Below are 19,960 nucleotides of genomic sequence, written 5' to 3'. Positions count from 1 at the left end.
CTACTCTACCGGCCGGCCACGTCCGGGACGAACCGGGCGCACATGGCCGTCAGACGCCCCTCGGCGCCGGCGTCCAGACCTGCGTCGCCGATGGCCGCGCGGGTGGATGCCCACAGCGCCTCGATGCGCGACTTCGAGCGGTCCACGGCCCCGGTGGAGCGGAACAGTCCGATCGCGCGGCGCACATCCTCCTCCGACCGGGCCCCGGCCTCGAACATCGCGACGAGTTCGCCGCGCTCGTCCGGGTCCGCCATGCCGATCGCGTCGGCGAGCAGCACCGTGCGCTTGCCCTCACGGATGTCCCCGCCGACCGGCTTGCCGCTGGTGCGGCTCGAGCCGATCACGTCGATGAGATCGTCCTCCAGCTGGAACGCCAGACCCAGCGGACCGCCGATCGACATCGCGACCCCGCGGGCCCGCTCCGGATCGACCCCGGAGGCGAGCATCGCCAGCTGCAGCGGGGCGATCGTCGTATAGCTGGCCGTCTTCCACCGGAACACGCCCAGCGAGGCCTCGGCCAGCGCCTGCGGATCGAGCAGGGACGCCCGCTCCACCGCCAGATCGAGCACCTGGCCGATCTCCACCTCGCGCTGCATGGTGAGGAACGCGTCCACCAGCGCGGGGGAGTTCGGCAGCCGACCCGCCGCGTCGTTGGCGATGGCCACGCACGCGGTGGCCAGCAGATCGCCGAGCATCAGCCCCAGACCGCGGCCGATGGCCCGGTCCCCGGTCCAATCCTCCAGCGCGCGATGGGCGCTCGGCCTGCCCCGGCGCAGATCGGACTCGTCGATGATGTCGTCATGCACCAGCGCCGCCGTCTGGAACACCTCGATCGCGCACGCCATGTCCACCATCGCATCGCGACGCGCCGGATCCCCGCCGAACGCGTCATAGGCGCACAGCGCGAGCAGCGCGCGCAGACGCTTGCCCCCCTCGCTCGACGACACGCCCTGTGCGACGACCTCGTCCATCATCGCCCGGCACGCGTCCGGCACCCCCTCGCCGGCGGGCACGCCCGAACGGCGGGCCACCAACGCGGCGATACGGGGTTCGATCAGGGAACGGTCAACGTCGATTCTGCACATGCCTCTAAGTTATCCACAATGCGCCGCGAACACAAGAACCCAGTATTTCCAAGGCATCGCGAAGCCCCATCCACAACAGGCGAGGACCTTGGCGCAGGGGACCGGCGGCACCGCATACTGACTGGCGACGGACGTGAAGGGCACGGCCGCATGCAACCACCATCGATCATCAAGGAGGATGACATGAGCGGACACACGAGACGATACGACGACGAGACCCCGATCGCCGGCGGGACGGGACGCCGACGCGCCCGCCGACGGGACGACGCCGAGCGCATGGCGTTCCTGGACTCCATCGAGCCCGCCGACGAGGGACTCATCGAGGAGATGGGCTCCAGACTGCGCGGCGACCGGCGCGAACGCGGACCGGAACGCGCCAACGCGGCGTGGATGGACGGACCGCTCGACGACTGGCTCGACCGGCTCGACGAACACCGCTTCGACCTCGACGAGGACGTCATGGCCGCGCTCGCCGTCGGCATGAACGAGACGCTGTCGATCCGCGACGCGCTGATCCTGTCTATGGTCCTCGACGGCGAGGAGTGCGACCGGGACGTGATGATGGACATCATCGCCCGACCGCACGCCCCCGAGGTGGCGGCGACCGTGCGCGACCTGATGCTCGGCTCCCTCGGGGAGGGACGCCGTCCGGACATGCGCCGCTGCCGAGACGGGATCACGATGCTCAGCGGCATGGGACTGCTGGTTCCCCACCGCATGAGCGCGCAGCCGCTGGCCTCGATCGCCTACATCCTGTGGTGGCTGGACGACCGTCGGGCGCCGCTCTACGCGCTGCGCAGCCTCGAGGCCGACGACACGTGCTCCCTGGCGGCGCTCGTGCTGTCCGCGGCCGACCATGACGTGCATCCGTCCGGCTGTTTCGAGTGCGGCTGACCTCCCCGATACGGTTCATCGGGATCCTCACGTTCATCCGGGAGCCCGACGTCGCGGCCCACGGCGTGCAGTCGTGGGCCGCGCGCCGTTCCCGCGCCCCATCATCCGACGCGGCGGAATCGGCTGCGGGAATAATCGTCCCTATGAGGTGGTTTACTCACATAGTTGACGATTTGCCCTTGCCATAAGTGTGCCCATGTGGTATATGCGGGCCGGGGCGAGGAACGCGAGGAGGAAAGTTTGGCTACTAAGAGCACGACGGCCGGCGACAAGACCGAGGACACGAAGGACGAGACCAAGGCCGCCTCCGCCAAGAAAGCCAGCACCACGCGCAAGACCGCCGCAAGGAAGTCGACCGCGAAGAAGACCGCAGCCGGCAAGACCGCCACGAGGCGCACCAGCCGCAAGAAGACGGAGGAGCCCGTCAAGCCCGCGGACAACGAGAACGAGGAGGCCGTCGACCAGCTCGACGGCGAGGACGGCGACGATCTCGAGGTCGACGACATCGACGACATCGACGAGGATCTCGACGGCGAGGACGTCGACGACCCGGACGCCGAGGACGAGGACGACGCCGACGACGAGTCCGATGAGGACGATGACGACGATGATGATGAGGACGACAAGCCCGAGGTCGTCGAGGAGCCCAAGCAGAAGGGCGCCTTCGTCGTGCGCGACGACGATGACGACGACGAGCCCCGTCGCCGCGGCAAGGCCGGCAACCCCAAGCGCCGCGTGATCACCGCCGGCGCCACCGCCGATCCGGTCAAGGACTACCTCAAGCAGATCGGCCGCGTGAACCTGCTGAACGCCGAGCAGGAGGTCGATCTTTCCGAGCGCATCGAGGCCGGCCTGTACGCCCAGCACCTGCTGGACACCGAGGGCGACAAGATGGACTTCAAGCGCAAGCGCGAGCTCAAGTGGGCCGCGAACGACGGCAAGAAGGCCAAGGACCACCTGCTCGAGGCCAACCTGCGACTCGTGGTCTCCCTTGCCAAGCGCTACACCGGCCGCGGCATGCTCTTCCTCGACCTCATCCAGGAGGGCAACCTCGGTCTGATCCGCGCCGTCGAGAAGTTCGACTGGAAGAAGGGCTTCAAGTTCTCCACGTACGCCACGTGGTGGATCCGTCAGGCCATCACCCGAGCCATGGCCGACCAGGCCCGCACCATCCGCGTGCCCGTGCACATGGTCGAGGTCATCAACAAGCTCTCCCGCGTCCAGCGCCAGATGCTGCAGGATCTGGGCCGCGAGCCCACGCCGGACGAGCTGGCCCGCGAGCTCGACATGCCGGTCGAGAAGGTGCAGGAGGTGCAGAAGTACGGTCGCGAGCCGATCTCGCTGCACACCCCGCTGGGCGAGGACGGCGACTCCGAGTTCGGCGACCTCATCGAGGACACCGACGCCATCGCGCCGTCCGACGCGGTCGCGTTCTCGCTGCTTCAGGAGCAGTTCAAGAGCGTGCTCGAGACGCTCTCCCCGCGCGAGTCCGGCGTCATCAAGATGCGCTACGGCCTCGAGGACGGTCAGCCCAAGACCCTCGACGACATCGGCCGCGTGTACGGCGTGACCCGTGAGCGCATCCGCCAGATCGAGTCGAAGACCATGTCGAAGCTGCGTCACCCGTCCCGTTCGCAGACCCTGCGCGACTTCCTCGATCAGTGAGGCGCGCCGCTCGGCAGCGCGCCTCACGCGAGGAGGGGGAACGGTCCGGTGGACCGTTCCCCGACGGAGCCATCCATATGCCGACATCAGCGGGCATTATCCCGACGCAGGACACACACCAACTAGGAGCTTATGGCGAAGGAAGAATACGGCGCCAAGGACCTCGCCGTCCTTGAGGGCCTCGATGCGGTGCGCAAGCGCCCGGGCATGTACATCGGCACGACCGACAGCCAGGGCCTCATGCACTGCCTGTGGGAGATCATCGACAACTCCGTCGACGAGGCGTTGGCCGGGTTCTGCGACGACATCGTCGTGACCCTGCACACCGACGGCTCCGTCGAGGTCGCGGACAACGGGCGAGGCATCCCCGTCGACAAGGAACCGAAGACCGGGCTGTCGGGCGTGGAGGTCGTGCTGACCAAGCTGCACGCCGGCGCCAAGTTCGGCAACTCGTCCTACAACGCGGTCGGCGGTCTGCACGGCGTCGGCTCGTCCGTGGTCAACGCGCTGAGCTCGAGGCTCGACGTCGAGGTGGACCGCGACGGCCTGACGCACCACATGTCGTTCCACCAGGGCCATCCCGGCGTGTACGCGGACGCGGATCCGGAGCATCCCTCGCCGGACTCGCCGTTCAAGCGCACCCGCAAGAACCGCCCCACCGAGCTTGAGGTCATCGGCAAGGTACCGGCCAAGCGCACCGGCACGCGCATCCGCTACTGGGCCGATCCGGAGATCTTCAACAAGACCGCCGAGTTCTCGTACGAGCAGCTCATCGACCGCGTGCGGCAGACCAGCTTCCTCGTACCGGGCCTGAAGATCACCGTCGTCGACGAGAACGTGCCGGAGACCGGCGACGCGTCCGTCGACGAGATGCTCGAGGTCGACGCGGACGGCATCGTGCCGGCCTCGGAAGTCGCCACGGATACGGCCGGCTCCGATCCCGGGACCGCGGAGTCCGAATCTGACGCCGTCGCGGTCGCCAAGGCCGACGCCGCCGGCCATACGCACGCTCGCGTCGAGGAGTTCCGCCACACCGGCGGCGTGAAGGACTTCGTCGACTTCCTGTCGCACGGCGAACCCGTCTCCGACATCTGGCGCATCCAGGGCGAGGACACCTACGAGGAGGAGACGCAGGCCGTCGGCGAGAACGGCGAACTGCACGCGCAGATGGTCACCCGCACCTGCGGCGTCGACATCGCCCTGCGCTGGGTCAACGGCTACGACACCACGATCCGCAGCTTCGTGAACATCATCGAGACCCCCGGCGGCGGCATGCACGTCGACGGCCTCATGAACTCGGTCACCAAGCAGGTGCGCAAGGCCGTCGAGGCGAGCGCGCGCAAGCTCAAGGTGAACCTCAAGGACTCCAACATGCGCGTCGAGCGCGACGACATCACCGCGGGCCTCGTGGCCGTCGTCACCGTGCGCATCGCCGAGCCGCAGTTCCAGGGGCAGACCAAGGACGTGCTCGGCACCGCGCAGGTCAAGCCGATCGTCACCCGCATGGCGGACAGGCAGTTCGGCGAGATGATCTCCGGCGCCAAGCGCGGCTACAAGGAGCAGTCGGCGCGCGTCCTCGAGAAGATCGTCGGCGAGATGCACGCCCGCGTCCAGTCGCGCAAGGCCAAGGAGGTCACGCGCCGCAAGAACGCGCTCGAATCGGCGTCCATGCCGTCCAAGCTGTCCGACTGCCAGCCGGGCAACGACGACGTGGCCGAGCTGTTCATCGTCGAGGGCGACTCCGCGCTCGGCACCGCCAAGGCGGCCCGCAACTCGAGCTTCCAGGCGCTGCTGCCGATCCGAGGCAAGATCCTCAACGTGCAGAAGGCGTCGATCACGCAGATGCTGTCGAACAAGGAGTGCGCGGCCATCATCCAGGTGGTGGGTGCGGGTTCCGGGCAGAGCTTCGACATCGAGCAGTCGCGCTACCACAAGGTCATCATGATGACCGATGCCGACGTGGACGGCGCGCACATCCGCATCCTGCTGCTCACGCTCTTCTACCGCTACATGCGTCCGCTCATCGAGCACGGCTACGTGTACGCGGCCGTGCCGCCCCTGCACCGCATCGCGCTGGCCGGCTCGCACAAGGGCGAGTACATCTACACGTACTCCGACGACGAGCTCGCCGGCAAGCTGGCCGATCTGGAACGCCGCCGCATCTCCTACAATCCGGACATCCAGCGCTACAAGGGTCTGGGCGAGATGGACGCCGACCAGCTGGCCGACACCACGATGGACCCGCGCACGCGCATGCTGCGCCGCATCCGCATGGAGGACGCCGCCGAGGCGTCCGGCATCTTCAGCCTGCTCATGGGCGACGACGTGCCGCCGCGCAAGGCGTTCATCGTCGAGAACGCGGACGACTTCGACCGCTCCAAGATCGACACCTGATCCCCGGGCTATCCGGCGTCCGTGCCGCACGACGCGTTGGTCGCCGGGCGGCACGGACGCGACTATGCTTGTCGAACGTGAACAGCGAGAGCGAGAAGAACGCAGCATCGAACGACGACATGCCCTCGGGCATCGCGATCGTCGCGGAGGGCGCCGACGGCGTCCCGGCCGCGGACGGCGGCAAGGGGCACGAGCCCAGCGCCGTCACGGAACTCATCCCCGTGGTCCATTCCGAGGCGGAGCCGCAGCCGCCGGCCATTCCGCCCACATCCCCGGTGATCCAGCCGACCGCGCAGCAGGCGCCGGTCGTGGTCGTGGGGGAGTCCCCGGTCGAGGTGCCCGCGGAACCGGCCGCGGCATCGGACGAGACGGCCGATGCCGGGGAGCGCGCCGCGGAGCCCGAGGAGACGCCCGTTCCGGACGACCTCCCGGCGCAGCCCGTGCAGACCGCACAGGCCACGCGCGTACGGCCCCTCGCCTCGACGGGCGTCATCCCGTCGGTCATCCTCGGTCCCGCCGGCCATCCGGTCATGCCCGACGTGGTGTGCGAGCGTCTGATGAGCCTGGGACAGGCCGAGGGCACGGTCGCGGTGGTCGGCTCGATGAACGCCGACTACACGATCACCACGCGCCGCCTGCCCGAGCCCGGCGAGACCGTCAAGGGCGGCGCCCTGAGGATCCTGCCCGGCGGCAAGGGCGCGAACCAGGCCGCCGCGGCCGCGCGTCTGGGCGCGAACGTGTGCATGTACGGCGCCGTCGGCGACGACGCGAACGCCGAATTCCTCCTGAGCAAGCTCGACGACGCCGGCGTGGACACCTCCGAGATCCTGCACACCGAGGGCGCGAGCGGCACCACCGTCATCACCGTCGATGCCGACGGCGAGAACACCATCGTGTATTCGCCCGGCTCGAACGGCAAGGTCAGCGCCGGCTACGTGCAGTCGCACCGCGACGGACTGACCGAGGCGAGCGTGCTCGGCCTGTGCCTCGAAAGCCCGATGACCACCGTCATCGCCGCCGCCGAGGCCGCGCACGCCGACGGGGTGGCCGTCCTGCTCAACGAATCCCCGTTCACTCCGGAACTGCCGCACGAACTCGTCGAGGCGACCGACATCCTGCTGGTCAACGAGCACGAGGCCGCACAGCTGCTCGAGCTCGACCCGCCGGAGGGCGGCGACTGGGGCGAGCTCGACTGGTCCGACGTGGTCGAACGCTTCGCCGACTACGGGTTCGATCAGGCGATCGTCACGCTGGGCGCCGGAGGCTCGATCGTCATCGACGACGGGCGCTGGCACCGCGTGTCCGCCGCGAAGGTCGACGCCGTGGACACCACCGGCTGCGGCGACTCGTTCATGGGCACCGTGCTCGCCGGCCTCGCCGCCGGCTACACGCTGCTCCAGTCCGCGCAGATCGCCTCGTACGTGGCCGCCTTCGCCGCCACCAAGCTCGGCGCGCAGTCGTCCTTCGGCTCCGCGCATGAGGTCGCCGAGTACTTCGCGCCGCCGTTCTGACCGGCGCCGTCCGATGTCCGGACGAGGAATCGCCGGGGTTCTCCGCACGGAGACCCCGGCTTTTCGTTATCCGCGGGCACCCGTACTATGTACGGTCGTACATATCGTGTGACGTCACCCGAAGGAGGGCCGAATGGCAAGCCTGCTGCTCGCCGTGATTTATCTGTCGTTCATCAGCCTGGGACTGCCCGACGCGCTGCTCGGCGCCGCTTGGCCGACGATGAGCCAGGACCTCGGGGCGCCCGTCTCGTGGGCGGGAGGCATCTCGATGACCATCTCCGCGGCGACCATCTGCTCGGCCCTGATGAGCGACCGCATGACCATGCGCTTCGGCGCGGGCCGCGTCACCGCCGCGTCCGTCTCCCTGACGGCCGCGGCGCTCATGGGCTTCTCGTTCGCGCCGAACTACTGGACGCTCGTCGCCCTGGCGGTCCCGTACGGACTCGGCGCCGGCGGCGTCGACGCGGCGCTCAACAACTACGTCGCCATCCACTACGAGAGCCGGCACATGAGCTGGCTGCACTGCATGTGGGGCGTCGGCGCCCTGACCGGACCGTACGTGATGGGCTACGCCCTCTCCGGCGGGCAGGGCTGGCCGTGGGGCTACCGCTACATCGGATTCATCCAGATCGCGCTGACCGCCGTCATCGTCGTGAGCCTGCCGCTGTGGAAGGCGCGAGTCGCGGGGGCGGACTCGGTCGCCTCGGCCGTCGACGACTCCGCAGCCTCCGGCGCCTCGGAACGCAAACCGCTGGGACTGCGCGGCGTGGTCGCCATCCCGGGCGCCCGCGAGATCCTCCTCATGTTCCTGTGCTACTGCGCCATCGAATCGACCTGCATGCTGTGGGGCGCGAGCTACATGGTCATGGGCCACGGCATCGGCAAGGCGTCCGCCGCCAGCTGGATCAGCCTGTTCTTCATCGGCATCACCGTCGGACGCGCGCTGAGCGGATTCCTCACCATGCGCCTCGCCGACCACGAGATGATCCGGCTCGGACAGGCGCTCATCCTCGCCGGCATCGTCGTCATGATGCTGCCGCTGCCGAACCATCTCGGCGTGTTCGCCGGGCTCACGGTCGTCGGCCTCGGCTGCGCGCCCGTCTACCCGTGCATCATCCACTCCACGCCCGCCTACTTCGGCGAGGAGAACTCGCAGGCCATCGTCGGCGTGCAGATGGCGTGCGCGTACATCGGCTCGATGCTCATGCCCCCGCTGTTCGGGCTCATCGCCCAATACGTGACCATCGACCTGTTCCCGTGGTATCTGCTCGTCTTCCTCGCGCTCATGGTGTGGATGCATGAATCGCTGCGCCGCAAGCGCGCGTGATGTCGGGCTCCGCCGCGCCGTCCCCGCGGTGACGGCGCGATGCGTCCCGTGATGGTCCGGTGAAGGTCCGCCGGTGGCGCCGCTGCATCCCGTTTCGCCGTTGCGTATCGAAAAACGATAGGTTATTATCGAATTGCAATCATTTTTCGATATGTTTCGATATGGAGGGCAATATCATGGCAGACATGAACCCCAGCCGGCCGGGCGAGGCGCCCAACGCCGGGGACGCCGCTCGGCGCGGCGAATACCATCCCCTCGCGATCGGCGTGCTCAAAGGGCTGATCGTGCTGTTCGAACTCATCTGCGTGTGGATGCAGTACGGGCTCGTCGTCATGTCCGGCGACATCGCCACGCTCTACCCGGAGACGGCCCCGGCCCGCTGGCCCTACGCCATCGCCGGCGTACTCGGCGTAGCTTGCTTCGAAGCCGCGATGATCCCGCTGTGGGGACTGCTGACGCTGGCGAAACGCCGGGACGTCTTCTCCGGACGTGCGGTGCCCCTGGTCGACGCCATCATCGGATGCGCGGCCGCCGAAGGCGCACTGGTGCTGTTCGTGCTCCTGTTCGGCGAACTCGCCGACTTCCAATACTGCAACCCAGCGGACGGGCAATGCTTCCGGGCGTCGATGACCATGCCCATCGTGGCGGCCGGCTGCGTCGTCGGACTGCTGCTCGTCGCCGCGTTCATCCTCCTCATGCTCGTCATGCGGTCGCTCCTCAAATCGGCCATCGCCCAACGCGACGAGCTCGCGGAGGTGATCTGAATGGCCATCCGCGTCAACCTCGACGTCATGCTCGCCAGGCGCAAGATGGGCGTCAACGAACTCGCCGAACGCATCGACATCACCCCCGCCAACGTGTCCATCCTCAAGAACGGGCGCGCCAAGGCCGTGCGCTTCACCACGCTCGACCGCATCTGCCGCGTCCTCGACTGCCAGCCCGGCGATATCCTCGAATACGTCGACGACCAAGACGCGTGAACGGTGCGCGCGACTCTGGACATGGGGGCAGCCCCCGGTTCGGTATGTCCCCGCCGCCGCACATAATCGAACATATGTGCGAATGTCTGGAGTCGTTCTCGAAACCCACCCGGGAATGGTTCCGCCACGCCTTCGACGCGCCCACCGAGGCGCAGCGCGAGGCCTGGCCCGTCATCCGCTCCGGCGCGAACACGCTCGTCATCGCCCCCACCGGCTCCGGCAAGACCCTGTGCGCCTTCCTGTCCGCCATCGACCGGCTCATGACGGACGACTCCACGGCGCCCCGTCGAGGCAAAACCAAGGGTGTGCGCATCCTCTACATCTCGCCGCTCAAGGCGCTCGCCGTCGACGTCGCCAAAAACCTCGAAGCGCCACTGGACGGCATCTCCCGCGAATGCGAGGCGATGGGACTTCCCGCGCCCACCATCCATGTCGCCACGCGCAGCGGCGACACCACGCCGCGCGAACGCCGCGCCATCGCCACGCATCCGCCGGACATTCTCGTCACCACCCCCGAATCCCTCTACCTCATCCTCACCTCCAAGGCGCGGCGAATCCTCAGAACCGTCGACACCGTCATCGTCGACGAGGTCCACGCGCTCGCCGGCACCAAACGCGGCGCCCACCTCGCGCTGAGCCTCGAACGCCTCGACGACCTTATCACAGGCAAACGGAAACCGGATGATGGGGCGGAGCCGTCGGCAGGGTCGGGAAACGGCCATGAAGGTACGGGCGCGGGGCGTGATGACGAATCGGGAAGGCCGGAATCCTCCGGCATCGGTCCGGTGCAGCGCATCGGCCTGTCCGCCACCGTGAGCCCGCCGGCCGAGGCCGCGCGATTCCTCGGCGGGTCTCGGCCCGTCACCATCGTCGATCCCGGCGAACGACCCGACATGGACCTGAAGGTCGTCGAGCCCCTGAGCGACATGCGCGACCTGCAATCCGCGAACGTCACGCATCGCGCCGGTGGTGTGGACGCCGAACGCCTGACGACGCCCCATATCTCCGGTGTGACTCCGGCCATGCGGCGTCTCGCCGAGCGCAGGGGGCTCGTCGACGGCGGATCCGGAGGCTCCGATGACTCCGGCGGAGCGGGAGCGGGCCGATGGAACGCCGATTCGTCCGCGATCACCAGTGCCGCCGGCGACCGCACGTCAGGGTCGATATGGCCGGTGATCGAGGCGAGCGTGCTCGACGAGATCCTCGCGCACCGCACCACGCTCGTGTTCGTCAACTCGCGCGGACTGGCCGAGAAGCTCACCGCCCGGCTGAACGACCTGTACGCCGAACGGCGGGGGAGCGGCGGTCCAGGTTCGTCCGATGGTTCCGGCTCGTCCGCGTGCTTCGACATTCCCGGGTCGTCCGGCATGTCCGCCGACAAAGGCTCTCCGGAGGGGCGCGAGGGTTTCGCGCGGCACTACGACGCGGTCGTCGGCTCCACCACGATGCTCGTCGGCTCGCACGGCGCGGACGACGTCATCGCGATGGCCCACCACGGCTCCGTCTCCAAGGACCGTCGCAAGCAGATCGAGGAGCGGCTGAAGCGGGGCGAACTCCGGTGCGTGGTCGCGACCAGCAGCCTCGAACTCGGCATCGACATGGGGTCCGTCGACCTCGTCATCCAGATCTCGCCGCCCCTGTCCGTCGCCTCCGGTCTACAGCGCGTGGGTCGCGCCGACCATCGCGTCGGCGGCGTCTCGCACGCCCTGTTCTACCCGTTGACGCGCGAGCAGATCGTCGGCGTCGCCGCCTCCATCGAACGCATGCGCGCGGGCGACATCGAACCGTTGGCCGTGCCGCGCAACCCGCTCGACGTCCTCGCCCAGCAGACCGTGGCCGCTGCCTCGATGGACGACCTCAGACCGGACGACTGGTACGCGACCGTGCGCCGCGCGGCGCCCTTCTCCGGCCTCGACCGGGGCATGTTCGATGGCGTCATGGGCATGATGACCGGCGCGTACGCCACCGAGGACTTCTCCGCGTTTCGCCCGCCCCTCATGTGGAACCGCGAGTCCGACCTCATCTCCGCCCGCCCCGGCGCGCAGCGGCTCGCCGTCACCTCCGGCGGCACCATCCCCGACCGCGGCCTCTACACGGTCGTCCTGCCCGAGGCCGACGTCGGCAGGGGGCAACGCCGCGTCGGCGAACTCGACGAGGAGATGGTCTACGAGTCACGCGTCGGCGACGTCATCACCCTCGGCACATCCACCTGGCAGATCCAGGAGATCACCCGCGACCGCGTCGTCGTCACGCCCGCCCCCGGCCGCACCGCGCGCCTGCCGTTCTGGCACGGCGAGGAATCCGGCCGCGACGCCGGCTTCGGCCGCGCCAAGGGCCGATTCCTACGCGAGGTCGCCGCGGGCCTCAGGCTTCCAGGGAACGACGCCGGCGTTCCGTCCCATTCCGTTTCCCCTCTGGGAGGGGAAACGTCCGCAATGCAGACTGAGAGGAGCCGTCCCGCGCGCCCCGCGGACACCACCCCCACCTTCACTCCGCCCATCCTCCGACGTCTCCACGCCGACGGCCTCGACGGCAACGCCGTCGCCAACCTCGCCCGGCTCCTCGCCGAACAGCGGGCGGCCACCGGCGTCGTCCCCTCCGATGCGACCATCGTCGTCGAACGCTGCCCCGACGAGGAGGGCGACTGGCGCGTCATCATCCACTCGCCGTACGGACGTCGCGTCCACGAACCATGGTCGATGGCCGTCGCCACCCGTCTCCGGCAGCGCTACGGCTTCGATGGACAGGCATACGCGGCCGACGACGGCATCGTCATCCGCATCCCCGACGGCATCGGCGAGATCCCCATCCGCGACCTGCTCCTGTTCGACCCGGACGAGCTCACGCGCATCGTCGAGACCCGGGTGGGGGAGAGCGTCCTGTACGCCGCCCGATTCCGCGAATGCGCCGCGCGCTCCCTGTTCCTGCCGCGCACCGAACCGGGCAGACGCGTGCCCCTGTGGCAGCAGCGTCTGCGCGCCGCCCAACTGCTCAACGCCGCCCGCACGCGGCGCAATTTCCCGCTGCTGCTCGAAACCGCCCGCGAATGCCTCCAGGACGTCTACGACCTCAATGCGCTGCGCAAGCTCATGAACGGGCTCAACGTCGGGACCATCACGCTCAGGGAGACGGCGACGGACACCCCGTCGCCGTTCGCCGAGAACCTGCTGTTCGGCTTCGTCGGCTCGGTCATGTACCAGTACGACGTGCCGCAGGCCGAACGCGGCGTGCGCCTGCTGTCGATGGACCCCGAGGTGCTGGAGAAACTGCTTGGCACGACCGACATGGCCACCGTGCTCGACCCGGCCGTCATCGCGCAGGTCGAGGGGGAGCTCGCCGGACGCACGTTCTGGAACGAACTCGCGCCAGACGACGTGACCGGACGCGTGACCCGCTACGCGAAGACCCACGGACCGTTCACCGCAAGCCGGATGATCGCCGATCTGAAACTCGACGCTGCCGACGTCGTACACGCACTTGACGAACTCGCGCAACACGGCGAACTGCTCTCCGGCCATTTCGTCGACAGGAGTGACGATGCGGTCGACGGTTCGTCCGGCGTCTCGGATACGACGCAATGGCTCCACAAGGACGTGTTCCGCCGCATCCGCGCACGGTCCCTCGCCAAGGCGCGCGAAGCGGTCAAACCTGTCGCCCCGGCCGTATACCAGTCGTTTCTGCTCGACCGGCAGGGAGTCGGCCCGGTCGGCGGTGAACGGTACGAGGGCGCGGACGGGCTGATGCGCGTCATCGAACAGCTCGAAGGCGTCGCACTGCCCGCGGGCGTATGGGAATCATCGGTGTTCCCCGCGCGCGTCGCCGGATACTCGCTCGCGCTGCTCGACGAACTGCTCGCCGGCGGCGAGATCGTATGGGTCGGTTCCAAGACCGGCGACACCAGGGCGAACGAGCCTGGACTCGTCGCCTTCCATCCCGCCGACTCGATGCTGCTGCAGAGGGCGGTGACGGAACCCGGACATCGGACTGTTGTCAATGAAGCCGTCGTGGGAGACGACACGAACGATGGGAACATGTCATCCCGGACGACCATTCCCGAATCCATACTCGCCGTGCTCGCCACGGGAGGCGCCTACCACGCAACGCAGCTCGCCGCGATGACCCGCGAACGGTGGCAGTCCGCGAACGCCGGCCGGCAGGGCGACGCAATCGGGACCAACGGACCCATCGAGACCGTCGACCCGGAAACCGGAGAGATCATCACGATGCCGTCCATGCCGGACGATCGAACACCGCCATGGTCCGACAGCCAGTTCGAGGAGGCCCTGTGGTCGCTGGTATGGCGGGGCGAGGTCACCAACAGCTCGTTCACGCCCGTGCGCGCGCTGTGCGCCGGCTCCGGCAAACGCGCGGTCCGCGTCCCCGCCCGGGCGTCACGCCGCCGCGTCCGCATGCCGATCGTCCGTACCCCGATGACCTTGGGCGGCCTGTGGTCGCTGGTCGGCGATGTGGATCTCGACGGTCCGAAGGAGTCCGATATCACGTCGTCGATACGGCGCAACGGCCCCGATGCCGCCGCCGGTACCGTCCCGATGTCATCGGACACGTTCGACACGGGCACGCCCGTCGATGCCGTCACCCCAGAGCAACGGGCCCTCGAACGGGTGGAGATCCTGCTCGACCGGTACGGCGTCATCGCCCAACCGCTCGTCGACAGGGAGAACATCCCCGGAGGCTTCTCCGCACTGTACCCGCTGCTCAAACGCATGGAGGAACACGGACGCCTCGTCCGTGGCATGTTCGTGCAAGGCTTCGGCGCCGCCCAGTTCGCCGAGAAGGACACCGTCGACGCGCTACGCCGCATGGAACCGGTACGGGACGGTTCGGCCCGCGGCGAGGGCGACGCGGGTGGGACGAAGATACCGGACGCCGATTCGGACATGACCGGAGGGGGAGCCCGTCCGAAGGAATCCACCGTCCCGGAACCATTCCCGGCATCGTCCGCGACGGATGGTGGCCACATGCGCTCGCCGGTGGCTATCAGTGTGCTCGATCCCGCGAACCTGTACGGTTCCGCGATCGCATGGCCGGCCGTGATAAAGGGCGCCGCCAAGCCCGTACGACGTGAAGGCGGCATCGTGGTCTTCGTGGACGGCGAACCCCGCATCTACGCCGCTCCGAAATCCAAACGTCTAACGGTGTTCGATCGTAAACGGTCCGCAACACGCAGGACGGATGCCGGGGATGGTAAGCCCGTTTTGTCTCCGGCATCCTCGCCGGATCCATCGGCATCGCCGGCATCGGCTGGAGTGATGCGGGATGGTGACGTTTCCCGCCTGCGTCCCGCGTTCGCCGAACTGGCCTATGTGATGCGTCGCGGAGGGCCCGGCACAACCACTTTTGCCGACATCAACGGCGAGCCCCTGAACGGGCGCAGCCCCTATGCGCGCGTTCTCCACCAGTCGGGCTTCACCCCCGTTCCCCAAGGCATGCGACTCTACTGAAGGTGGCGTGTACCCGTGTCATGGCGCCGAGAAGCCGTGGGGCATAACACGGGCATTCGCGGATGTGTGGCGTGGGCGAGTTGGATGGGGGACTTATGCCTACCGGAAACTGATGCCGCCCTTGTGGCCGGTGGCCTTGAACGGCATCGCGCGCCTGACGGCATTGGACCGGACGGCATTCGCGAACTCTCGTTTCGGATCGTTCGCCGGCAGACCGCCGTTGCGCTTCGGCTGAGGCCAGCCACGGGACTTCGATGGGGCACCGGTCGAGGTCGGCGTCGTGTCGGACGTGGACGACTGGCCATGCGTCTTCGTCATGATGTGGTTCCTTTCACGTCACATACGTGCGTTTCCAGGCCGTACGCGACGTCGCTCTCGCGTCAGACGATCGACGGGCGCGTGTCGATCGTGCAGACCACGCCCGTCTCCTGACGCACCCATTCGACGGCCTGCAACGCGGCGATGTTCCACAACGCATGCGGGATGCCGCCCAGATCGGGTTGGTCGGCCCAGAACGTGATATCGTCGGCGAACGCGGTGACGACCGTGTCCTCATCGGCCGGCGTGATCATGCGGTGGAGCCGTTGCGCAAGCGTCGCGACGAACTCGTTCGCCGCCGCCAACGTGTCGATGATGTGCTGGTCGGCGGTCACCGGCGGTCCCACGATCTCCCACGATTCGACGTCGGAGGCGTCCCACTGCGCCGACTCGCCGTCGATCTTCCGCTCGATGGTCACGAACAGCCTCGCGAACTCGCTCGACGTCAATCCCGTGACGCGCCGCCGCGTCTCCAATTCGATCGGTGTCATGGCCGGCCCCTTCCGTGTGGATGCTACGAGGGTTTCCTCATGGATTATCGCACGGATCCTACAGGCTCGGACATCCGCAGTCCGGAGGAACGACGGATACTGCAGAATCGGACGTGTAGGGCGGGGCCGTGGCCGCGCAAACGTCCGATTCTACAGATTCGGATGTTTGCGGCCCCGTTTCCGTTCCGAAAACGTCCGATCCTGTAGGCTCGGCCGTCGGGTAGCTCATCCGTCGACCGCACGCAGTGTGTTCGGATAGCGACGACGCACGGAAGCCGCGGTATACAGCAACGCGATCATGCCGAATGCAATCAACGTGACCAGCTGCCAGAGGGAGGAAAGCCTCAAACCAAGCACGATGAACACGGTCATCGGAATCGCCGCGACGAACGTCACCATCGAGAACGAACCGGCCGTGGCCGCATGCGTGGCGAGCAGCATCTGCACGGTGGCGAACGCGAGCACCGCGGGGCCGGCGATCGCGCCGATGGCCCCTAACACCACGAAAAGGACAGGGCCGGAACCGGCATGCGCCAACCCCGCCCAGAGGAGATACGCGAACAGCGAACCCGTCATGACCTCCGCGAGCAGCATCGGCAGCAGACTCTTGCCCAGACAGTAGCCAAGCATGGACCGTCCCGACCCGCGGTAGTTCTCCAACGTGCCGTCCGCGAGCAACGTGGCGCCCATATCCATCGTGGTGGCGTTGGAGAACAACGTGTACGCCGACAGCAATGCGGCGACATAGCCGTACCAGGGGCCGAGCGACTCCAGCACCGGCAGCGCCTCGAACGAATCGGCACCCCGCGGATCCGAGCCCGCGAGCACCGCCAGTACGACCGGGATGAACAGACAGGCCACGACGACCGCGGCCACGCACAGACGGCTCCTGCGCCACAACAGCCAATCACGATACAGCAATGCCTTCATGATGATGCTCCTTACCGGTATGAAGTTCAGACGGTGGCGGGTTCCGTCCCCTTGACGGCGGTGACGCCGAGACCGAAATCGACGTGGCCGCGCTCGCGGCCGAGCGTGGCGGCCCGCTTGAAGGCGTCAATGTCGGGGAAATCGGCGAGCATGACGTCCTTGACCAAGTGCCTGTCGTCGAGGATGACGACGCGGTCGACGACCTGCCAGCAGTAGTCGAGATCGTGCGTGATGGTCAGGATCGTGCGGCCGTCCGCCTTGAGCTGCCTCATCAGGTCGATGAGCAGCTGGCGGGTGATCGGGTCGACCGCGTTGGTCGGCTCGTCGAGCAGGATGAGCTTGGGGTCGAAGAGCATGCCCGCCACGATGCCGGCGCGCTTGCGAAGCCCGGACGAGAGATCCCCGACCTTCTTGTCGAGATGGTCCTGAAGTTCGAACGCCCTGACCATCGGCAGGTCGCCCAGGTGCTTCAAATCGATCGGATGCGGGTCATCGCGCGTGGCGTACAGCATCGCGCGGAACCTCAGGTTCTCGCGCACGGTCATGTTCGCGGAGAGGTTGCCCGAATCGGTGAGCTGGAACACCTCGCGCATCGAATGGAACACGTCGGCGTTGATCGCGGCCGAGCCGTGCCGCGGTCGCAACAGTCCCGTGATGACACCGAACAGGGTGGTCTTGCCCACGCCGTTGTAGCCGAGGATGCCGAGCGACTGTCCTGTCGGCACGTTGAGGTCGATGTGCTCGAGCACGGGCTTGTTGCGGCGATAACCGAACGTCATATCCGTGACGCGGACGGCGGTCGGGGCGGAGGGGATGTGCGCCGCGGAGACGGCGTCGGATGCGGTGGAGACCGGAGTGGGAACGGGGTCAAGCGTGGTTGCGGTCATGGTCATTGCCTTTCCTTTGATGAGTGTCGACCACAGGGTCATCACCAGCGCGGCGGTCGTCGGGATGAACGCCGTCGCCAAGCCTTGGGAGCTCGTGATGAAGGGACGCAGGGCGGAGGCGGACAGGTACGAGACCGCCGTCAGTGCCAGCGACAGCATGGTGATCGGGACGAGTGCGTAGACGAGCTGCGCGGCGAGATACCGGCTTAAGGGGCGTCCGCACGCCCTGACCGATGGGATGACGCCGTTGGTGAGGTCGTCGCGGATTGCGTCCAACGACATCGTGGGCGCCAGGCACATGGCGAGCGCGATCACGGCGAACCGGTATACGACGTTCGCCGTCGTCGCACCCATGCCCGTGACCGGGATGAGCGCGACGAGCAGTGTCGACATGATGACGCCGACAACGGCGACGACCAGCATCGCGGTGTTGTGCCTCAACTGCATGAGGTCCTTATAGAGAATCGCTGTCATGATGTGCCTCGAGGAGTGATGGTGATGAGCCGGATGAGAATTGGATGGTGGGTCGAATCCGTTTTCGGGCAGGCTCACGCCCGGATGGTGATGTGTGTCGGCTTTCGCCGGTGGGAATCGGCTCGCGAAGCGGGCCGGGATGGTCCGTACGGGGAAGTGATGGTGTGATTCGTCTCCGGTCGGAGACGGTGTGGTTGCGGACGGTTGCCCGACCGGCTTTACTGTCCCGAGACGATGCGTTTGAGCGCCGCGACGTGCGAGCGGAACGCGGCCTCGCCCTCGGGGGTGAGTCTGACCCATGTGACCTTGTACGCCCTGCCTCCGCCGTCGGCCTTCTTATCGAGCGTCACGTAGCCGTGCTCGGCGAGGGTCTTCAGATGCTTGGAGCAGACGGCGTCGCTCACGCCGATGGTGTCGCGCAGCATGTCGAACCGGACGGTGCCGTACGTGTCGAGCAGTCCGCATATCCGTAGTCGCACCGGCGCGTGGATCACCTCGTTGAAGACGGGTTCCGGATCATTCGAGGCCATGGGACGTCTCCGTTTCGTGTGCTCCGTGCGTCCCTTGCGGCGAGTCCGGCGTATCCGGCGAGTCCGATGCATCGTGTGGCGCGTCCGGGGCCAGCGGGGTGGTGATGATCCGCGTGTACTCCTCGGTCTGCCGGCGGCAGAGCCATGCCGGAACGAGCCCGCATATCGGCGCGAGCACGACGACCGGCCACCACGGCGCGCAGAGGGCGCCGATCAGCGCCATCATCACGGGTACGACGACCACGCATGCGAGATAGGCGGTGAAGATCCGACGGTATCGCCCGTCCCTCAGAAGGCGCTTGTCGGGCCAGAACTGCCTGCCGTTCCACATTCCGATGCCGCTGTGCTTCTGACCGTACGCCAGCAGTGCGGCGGACAGCGTGACGAGCAGCACAGCGCCGCCGATGTAGAGCCAGTACTCGGTCCAGGTGAACGCAGCGTGCCCGCCCAGCACGGTCCAGCCCAGAAGCCAGTAGGCGACGGCGTTGATGGCCATGATGACGCCCATGAGCGCCGCGCTCCACGTCGCCATCGTCGCGGTGATGAGCCGGTCGTTGACCGCCCTGCGGTCCGTGTCCAGCGCGTGCAGCGATTCGAGCGCGTCCAGAACGTCCGGTGTGTTTGTCGCGTCGGCCGTGTCGGACGTTCTGGACGTGTCGGTCGTATCGGACGCGGTGTGCGGAACGTCGTCGCCGCGCATCGCGGCGTGCTCCGCGCCCTCCCCGGAGCAGTCGTCGCGGTCGTCGTCGGGTGCGTTGCCCGTCGGGCCGGATGATATGGCCTCGCGGCGGATGTCGTCCGTCATGATGATGCCCCCTCTCGGAACGAAACCTCTTTCCGTTGTGGAAAATACTATCACTTTCCACAACGGAAACAAGTTTCATGCCGCCGCGCTCCCATCACGGCCGCTGGACGGTCGCTGGACGGCGCTCCCGCCATATCCGTTCGGTTCGTCGGAGCCGGCCGTCCGGTGAAGGGGCGAGACGGGTCCGGCCCGACGAACCATCGGCGG

At 67.6% G+C, this 19,960-nt stretch carries 14 protein-coding genes and 1 pseudogene; 8 read left to right on the top strand and 7 right to left on the bottom strand.

Going from position 1 to position 19,960, the window contains the following annotated elements; genetic code table 11:
- Nucleotides 1-5 precede the first annotated feature (5 nt).
- Nucleotides 6-1,085, bottom strand: coding sequence for a polyprenyl synthetase family protein (locus JS528_RS01860; protein ID WP_214357387.1), 1,080 nt, complete (start codon nucleotides 1,083-1,085; stop codon nucleotides 6-8).
- Between the two features lie 183 nt (nucleotides 1,086-1,268).
- Here JS528_RS01860 and JS528_RS01855 point away from each other — a divergent pair, with 183 nt between their 5' ends.
- From JS528_RS01855 to JS528_RS01820, 8 genes and pseudogenes are all read left to right on the top strand, one after another.
- A complete protein-coding gene (locus tag JS528_RS01855; RefSeq protein ID WP_214357386.1) occupies nucleotides 1,269-1,979 on the top strand; it encodes a DUF4192 domain-containing protein in 711 nt (236 codons plus the stop codon).
- A 240-nt stretch (nucleotides 1,980-2,219) separates the two neighbouring features.
- Nucleotides 2,220-3,644 carry an RNA polymerase sigma factor gene (locus tag JS528_RS01850; protein WP_214357385.1) on the top strand — a complete coding sequence of 475 codons (1,425 nt, stop codon included), beginning with the start codon at nucleotides 2,220-2,222 and terminating at the stop codon, nucleotides 3,642-3,644.
- A gap of 132 nt (nucleotides 3,645-3,776) precedes the next feature.
- On the top strand, nucleotides 3,777-6,038 hold the full coding sequence (locus tag JS528_RS01845) for a DNA gyrase/topoisomerase IV subunit B (protein WP_214357384.1): 2,262 nt from the start codon (nucleotides 3,777-3,779) through the stop codon (nucleotides 6,036-6,038).
- Nucleotides 6,039-6,568: 530 nt separating this feature from the next.
- On the top strand, nucleotides 6,569-7,549 hold the full coding sequence (locus tag JS528_RS01840) for a ribokinase (protein ID WP_214357550.1): 981 nt from the start codon (nucleotides 6,569-6,571) through the stop codon (nucleotides 7,547-7,549).
- Nucleotides 7,550-7,682: 133 nt separating this feature from the next.
- Complete coding sequence (locus JS528_RS01835; RefSeq protein ID WP_214357383.1) at nucleotides 7,683-8,876, top strand: MFS transporter; 1,194 nt, start codon at nucleotides 7,683-7,685, stop codon at nucleotides 8,874-8,876.
- 176 nt (nucleotides 8,877-9,052) lie between these two features.
- Complete coding sequence (locus JS528_RS01830; protein ID WP_240541239.1) at nucleotides 9,053-9,640, top strand: DUF2975 domain-containing protein; 588 nt, start codon at nucleotides 9,053-9,055, stop codon at nucleotides 9,638-9,640.
- The gene (locus JS528_RS01825) at nucleotides 9,641-9,856 is read left to right on the top strand and encodes a helix-turn-helix domain-containing protein (RefSeq protein ID WP_214357382.1); all 216 of its coding nucleotides are present in this window, start codon (nucleotides 9,641-9,643) and stop codon (nucleotides 9,854-9,856) included.
- 74 nt (nucleotides 9,857-9,930) lie between these two features.
- Nucleotides 9,931-15,042: pseudogene (locus tag JS528_RS01820) on the top strand (Lhr family helicase); the annotation flags it as partial.
- A 375-nt stretch (nucleotides 15,043-15,417) separates the two neighbouring features.
- Here JS528_RS01820 and JS528_RS01815 read toward each other — a convergent pair.
- The 6 genes from JS528_RS01815 to JS528_RS01790 all read right to left on the bottom strand — a co-directional run bounded on the left by JS528_RS01815 (nucleotide 15,418) and on the right by JS528_RS01790 (nucleotide 19,753).
- Nucleotides 15,418-15,636, bottom strand: coding sequence for a hypothetical protein (locus JS528_RS01815; RefSeq protein WP_214357380.1), 219 nt, complete (start codon nucleotides 15,634-15,636; stop codon nucleotides 15,418-15,420).
- Nucleotides 15,637-15,698: 62 nt separating this feature from the next.
- On the bottom strand, nucleotides 15,699-16,127 hold the full coding sequence (locus JS528_RS01810; protein ID WP_214357379.1) for a hypothetical protein: 429 nt from the start codon (nucleotides 16,125-16,127) through the stop codon (nucleotides 15,699-15,701).
- A gap of 225 nt (nucleotides 16,128-16,352) precedes the next feature.
- Nucleotides 16,353-17,057 carry a hypothetical protein gene (locus JS528_RS01805; protein WP_214357378.1) on the bottom strand — a complete coding sequence of 235 codons (705 nt, stop codon included), beginning with the start codon at nucleotides 17,055-17,057 and terminating at the stop codon, nucleotides 16,353-16,355.
- 26 nt (nucleotides 17,058-17,083) lie between these two features.
- A complete protein-coding gene (locus tag JS528_RS11470; protein ID WP_240541238.1) occupies nucleotides 17,084-18,418 on the bottom strand; it encodes an ABC transporter ATP-binding protein in 1,335 nt (444 codons plus the stop codon).
- A 218-nt stretch (nucleotides 18,419-18,636) separates the two neighbouring features.
- Nucleotides 18,637-18,948, bottom strand: coding sequence for a transcriptional regulator (locus JS528_RS01795; protein WP_214357377.1), 312 nt, complete (start codon nucleotides 18,946-18,948; stop codon nucleotides 18,637-18,639).
- Nucleotides 18,935-19,753, bottom strand: a complete 819-nt coding sequence (locus JS528_RS01790; protein WP_214357376.1) for a hypothetical protein — start codon at nucleotides 19,751-19,753, stop codon at nucleotides 18,935-18,937. The genes JS528_RS01795 and JS528_RS01790 overlap by 14 nt, the downstream gene beginning before the upstream one ends.
- Between the last annotated feature and the right edge of the window lie 207 nt (nucleotides 19,754-19,960).

The organism is Bifidobacterium santillanense (assembly GCF_018555385.1).
GTDB lineage: Bacteria > Actinomycetota > Actinomycetes > Actinomycetales > Bifidobacteriaceae > Bifidobacterium > Bifidobacterium santillanense.
Note: the sequence above shows the minus strand (reverse complement) of the source record. Positions and strands in the feature narration are given on the sequence as shown.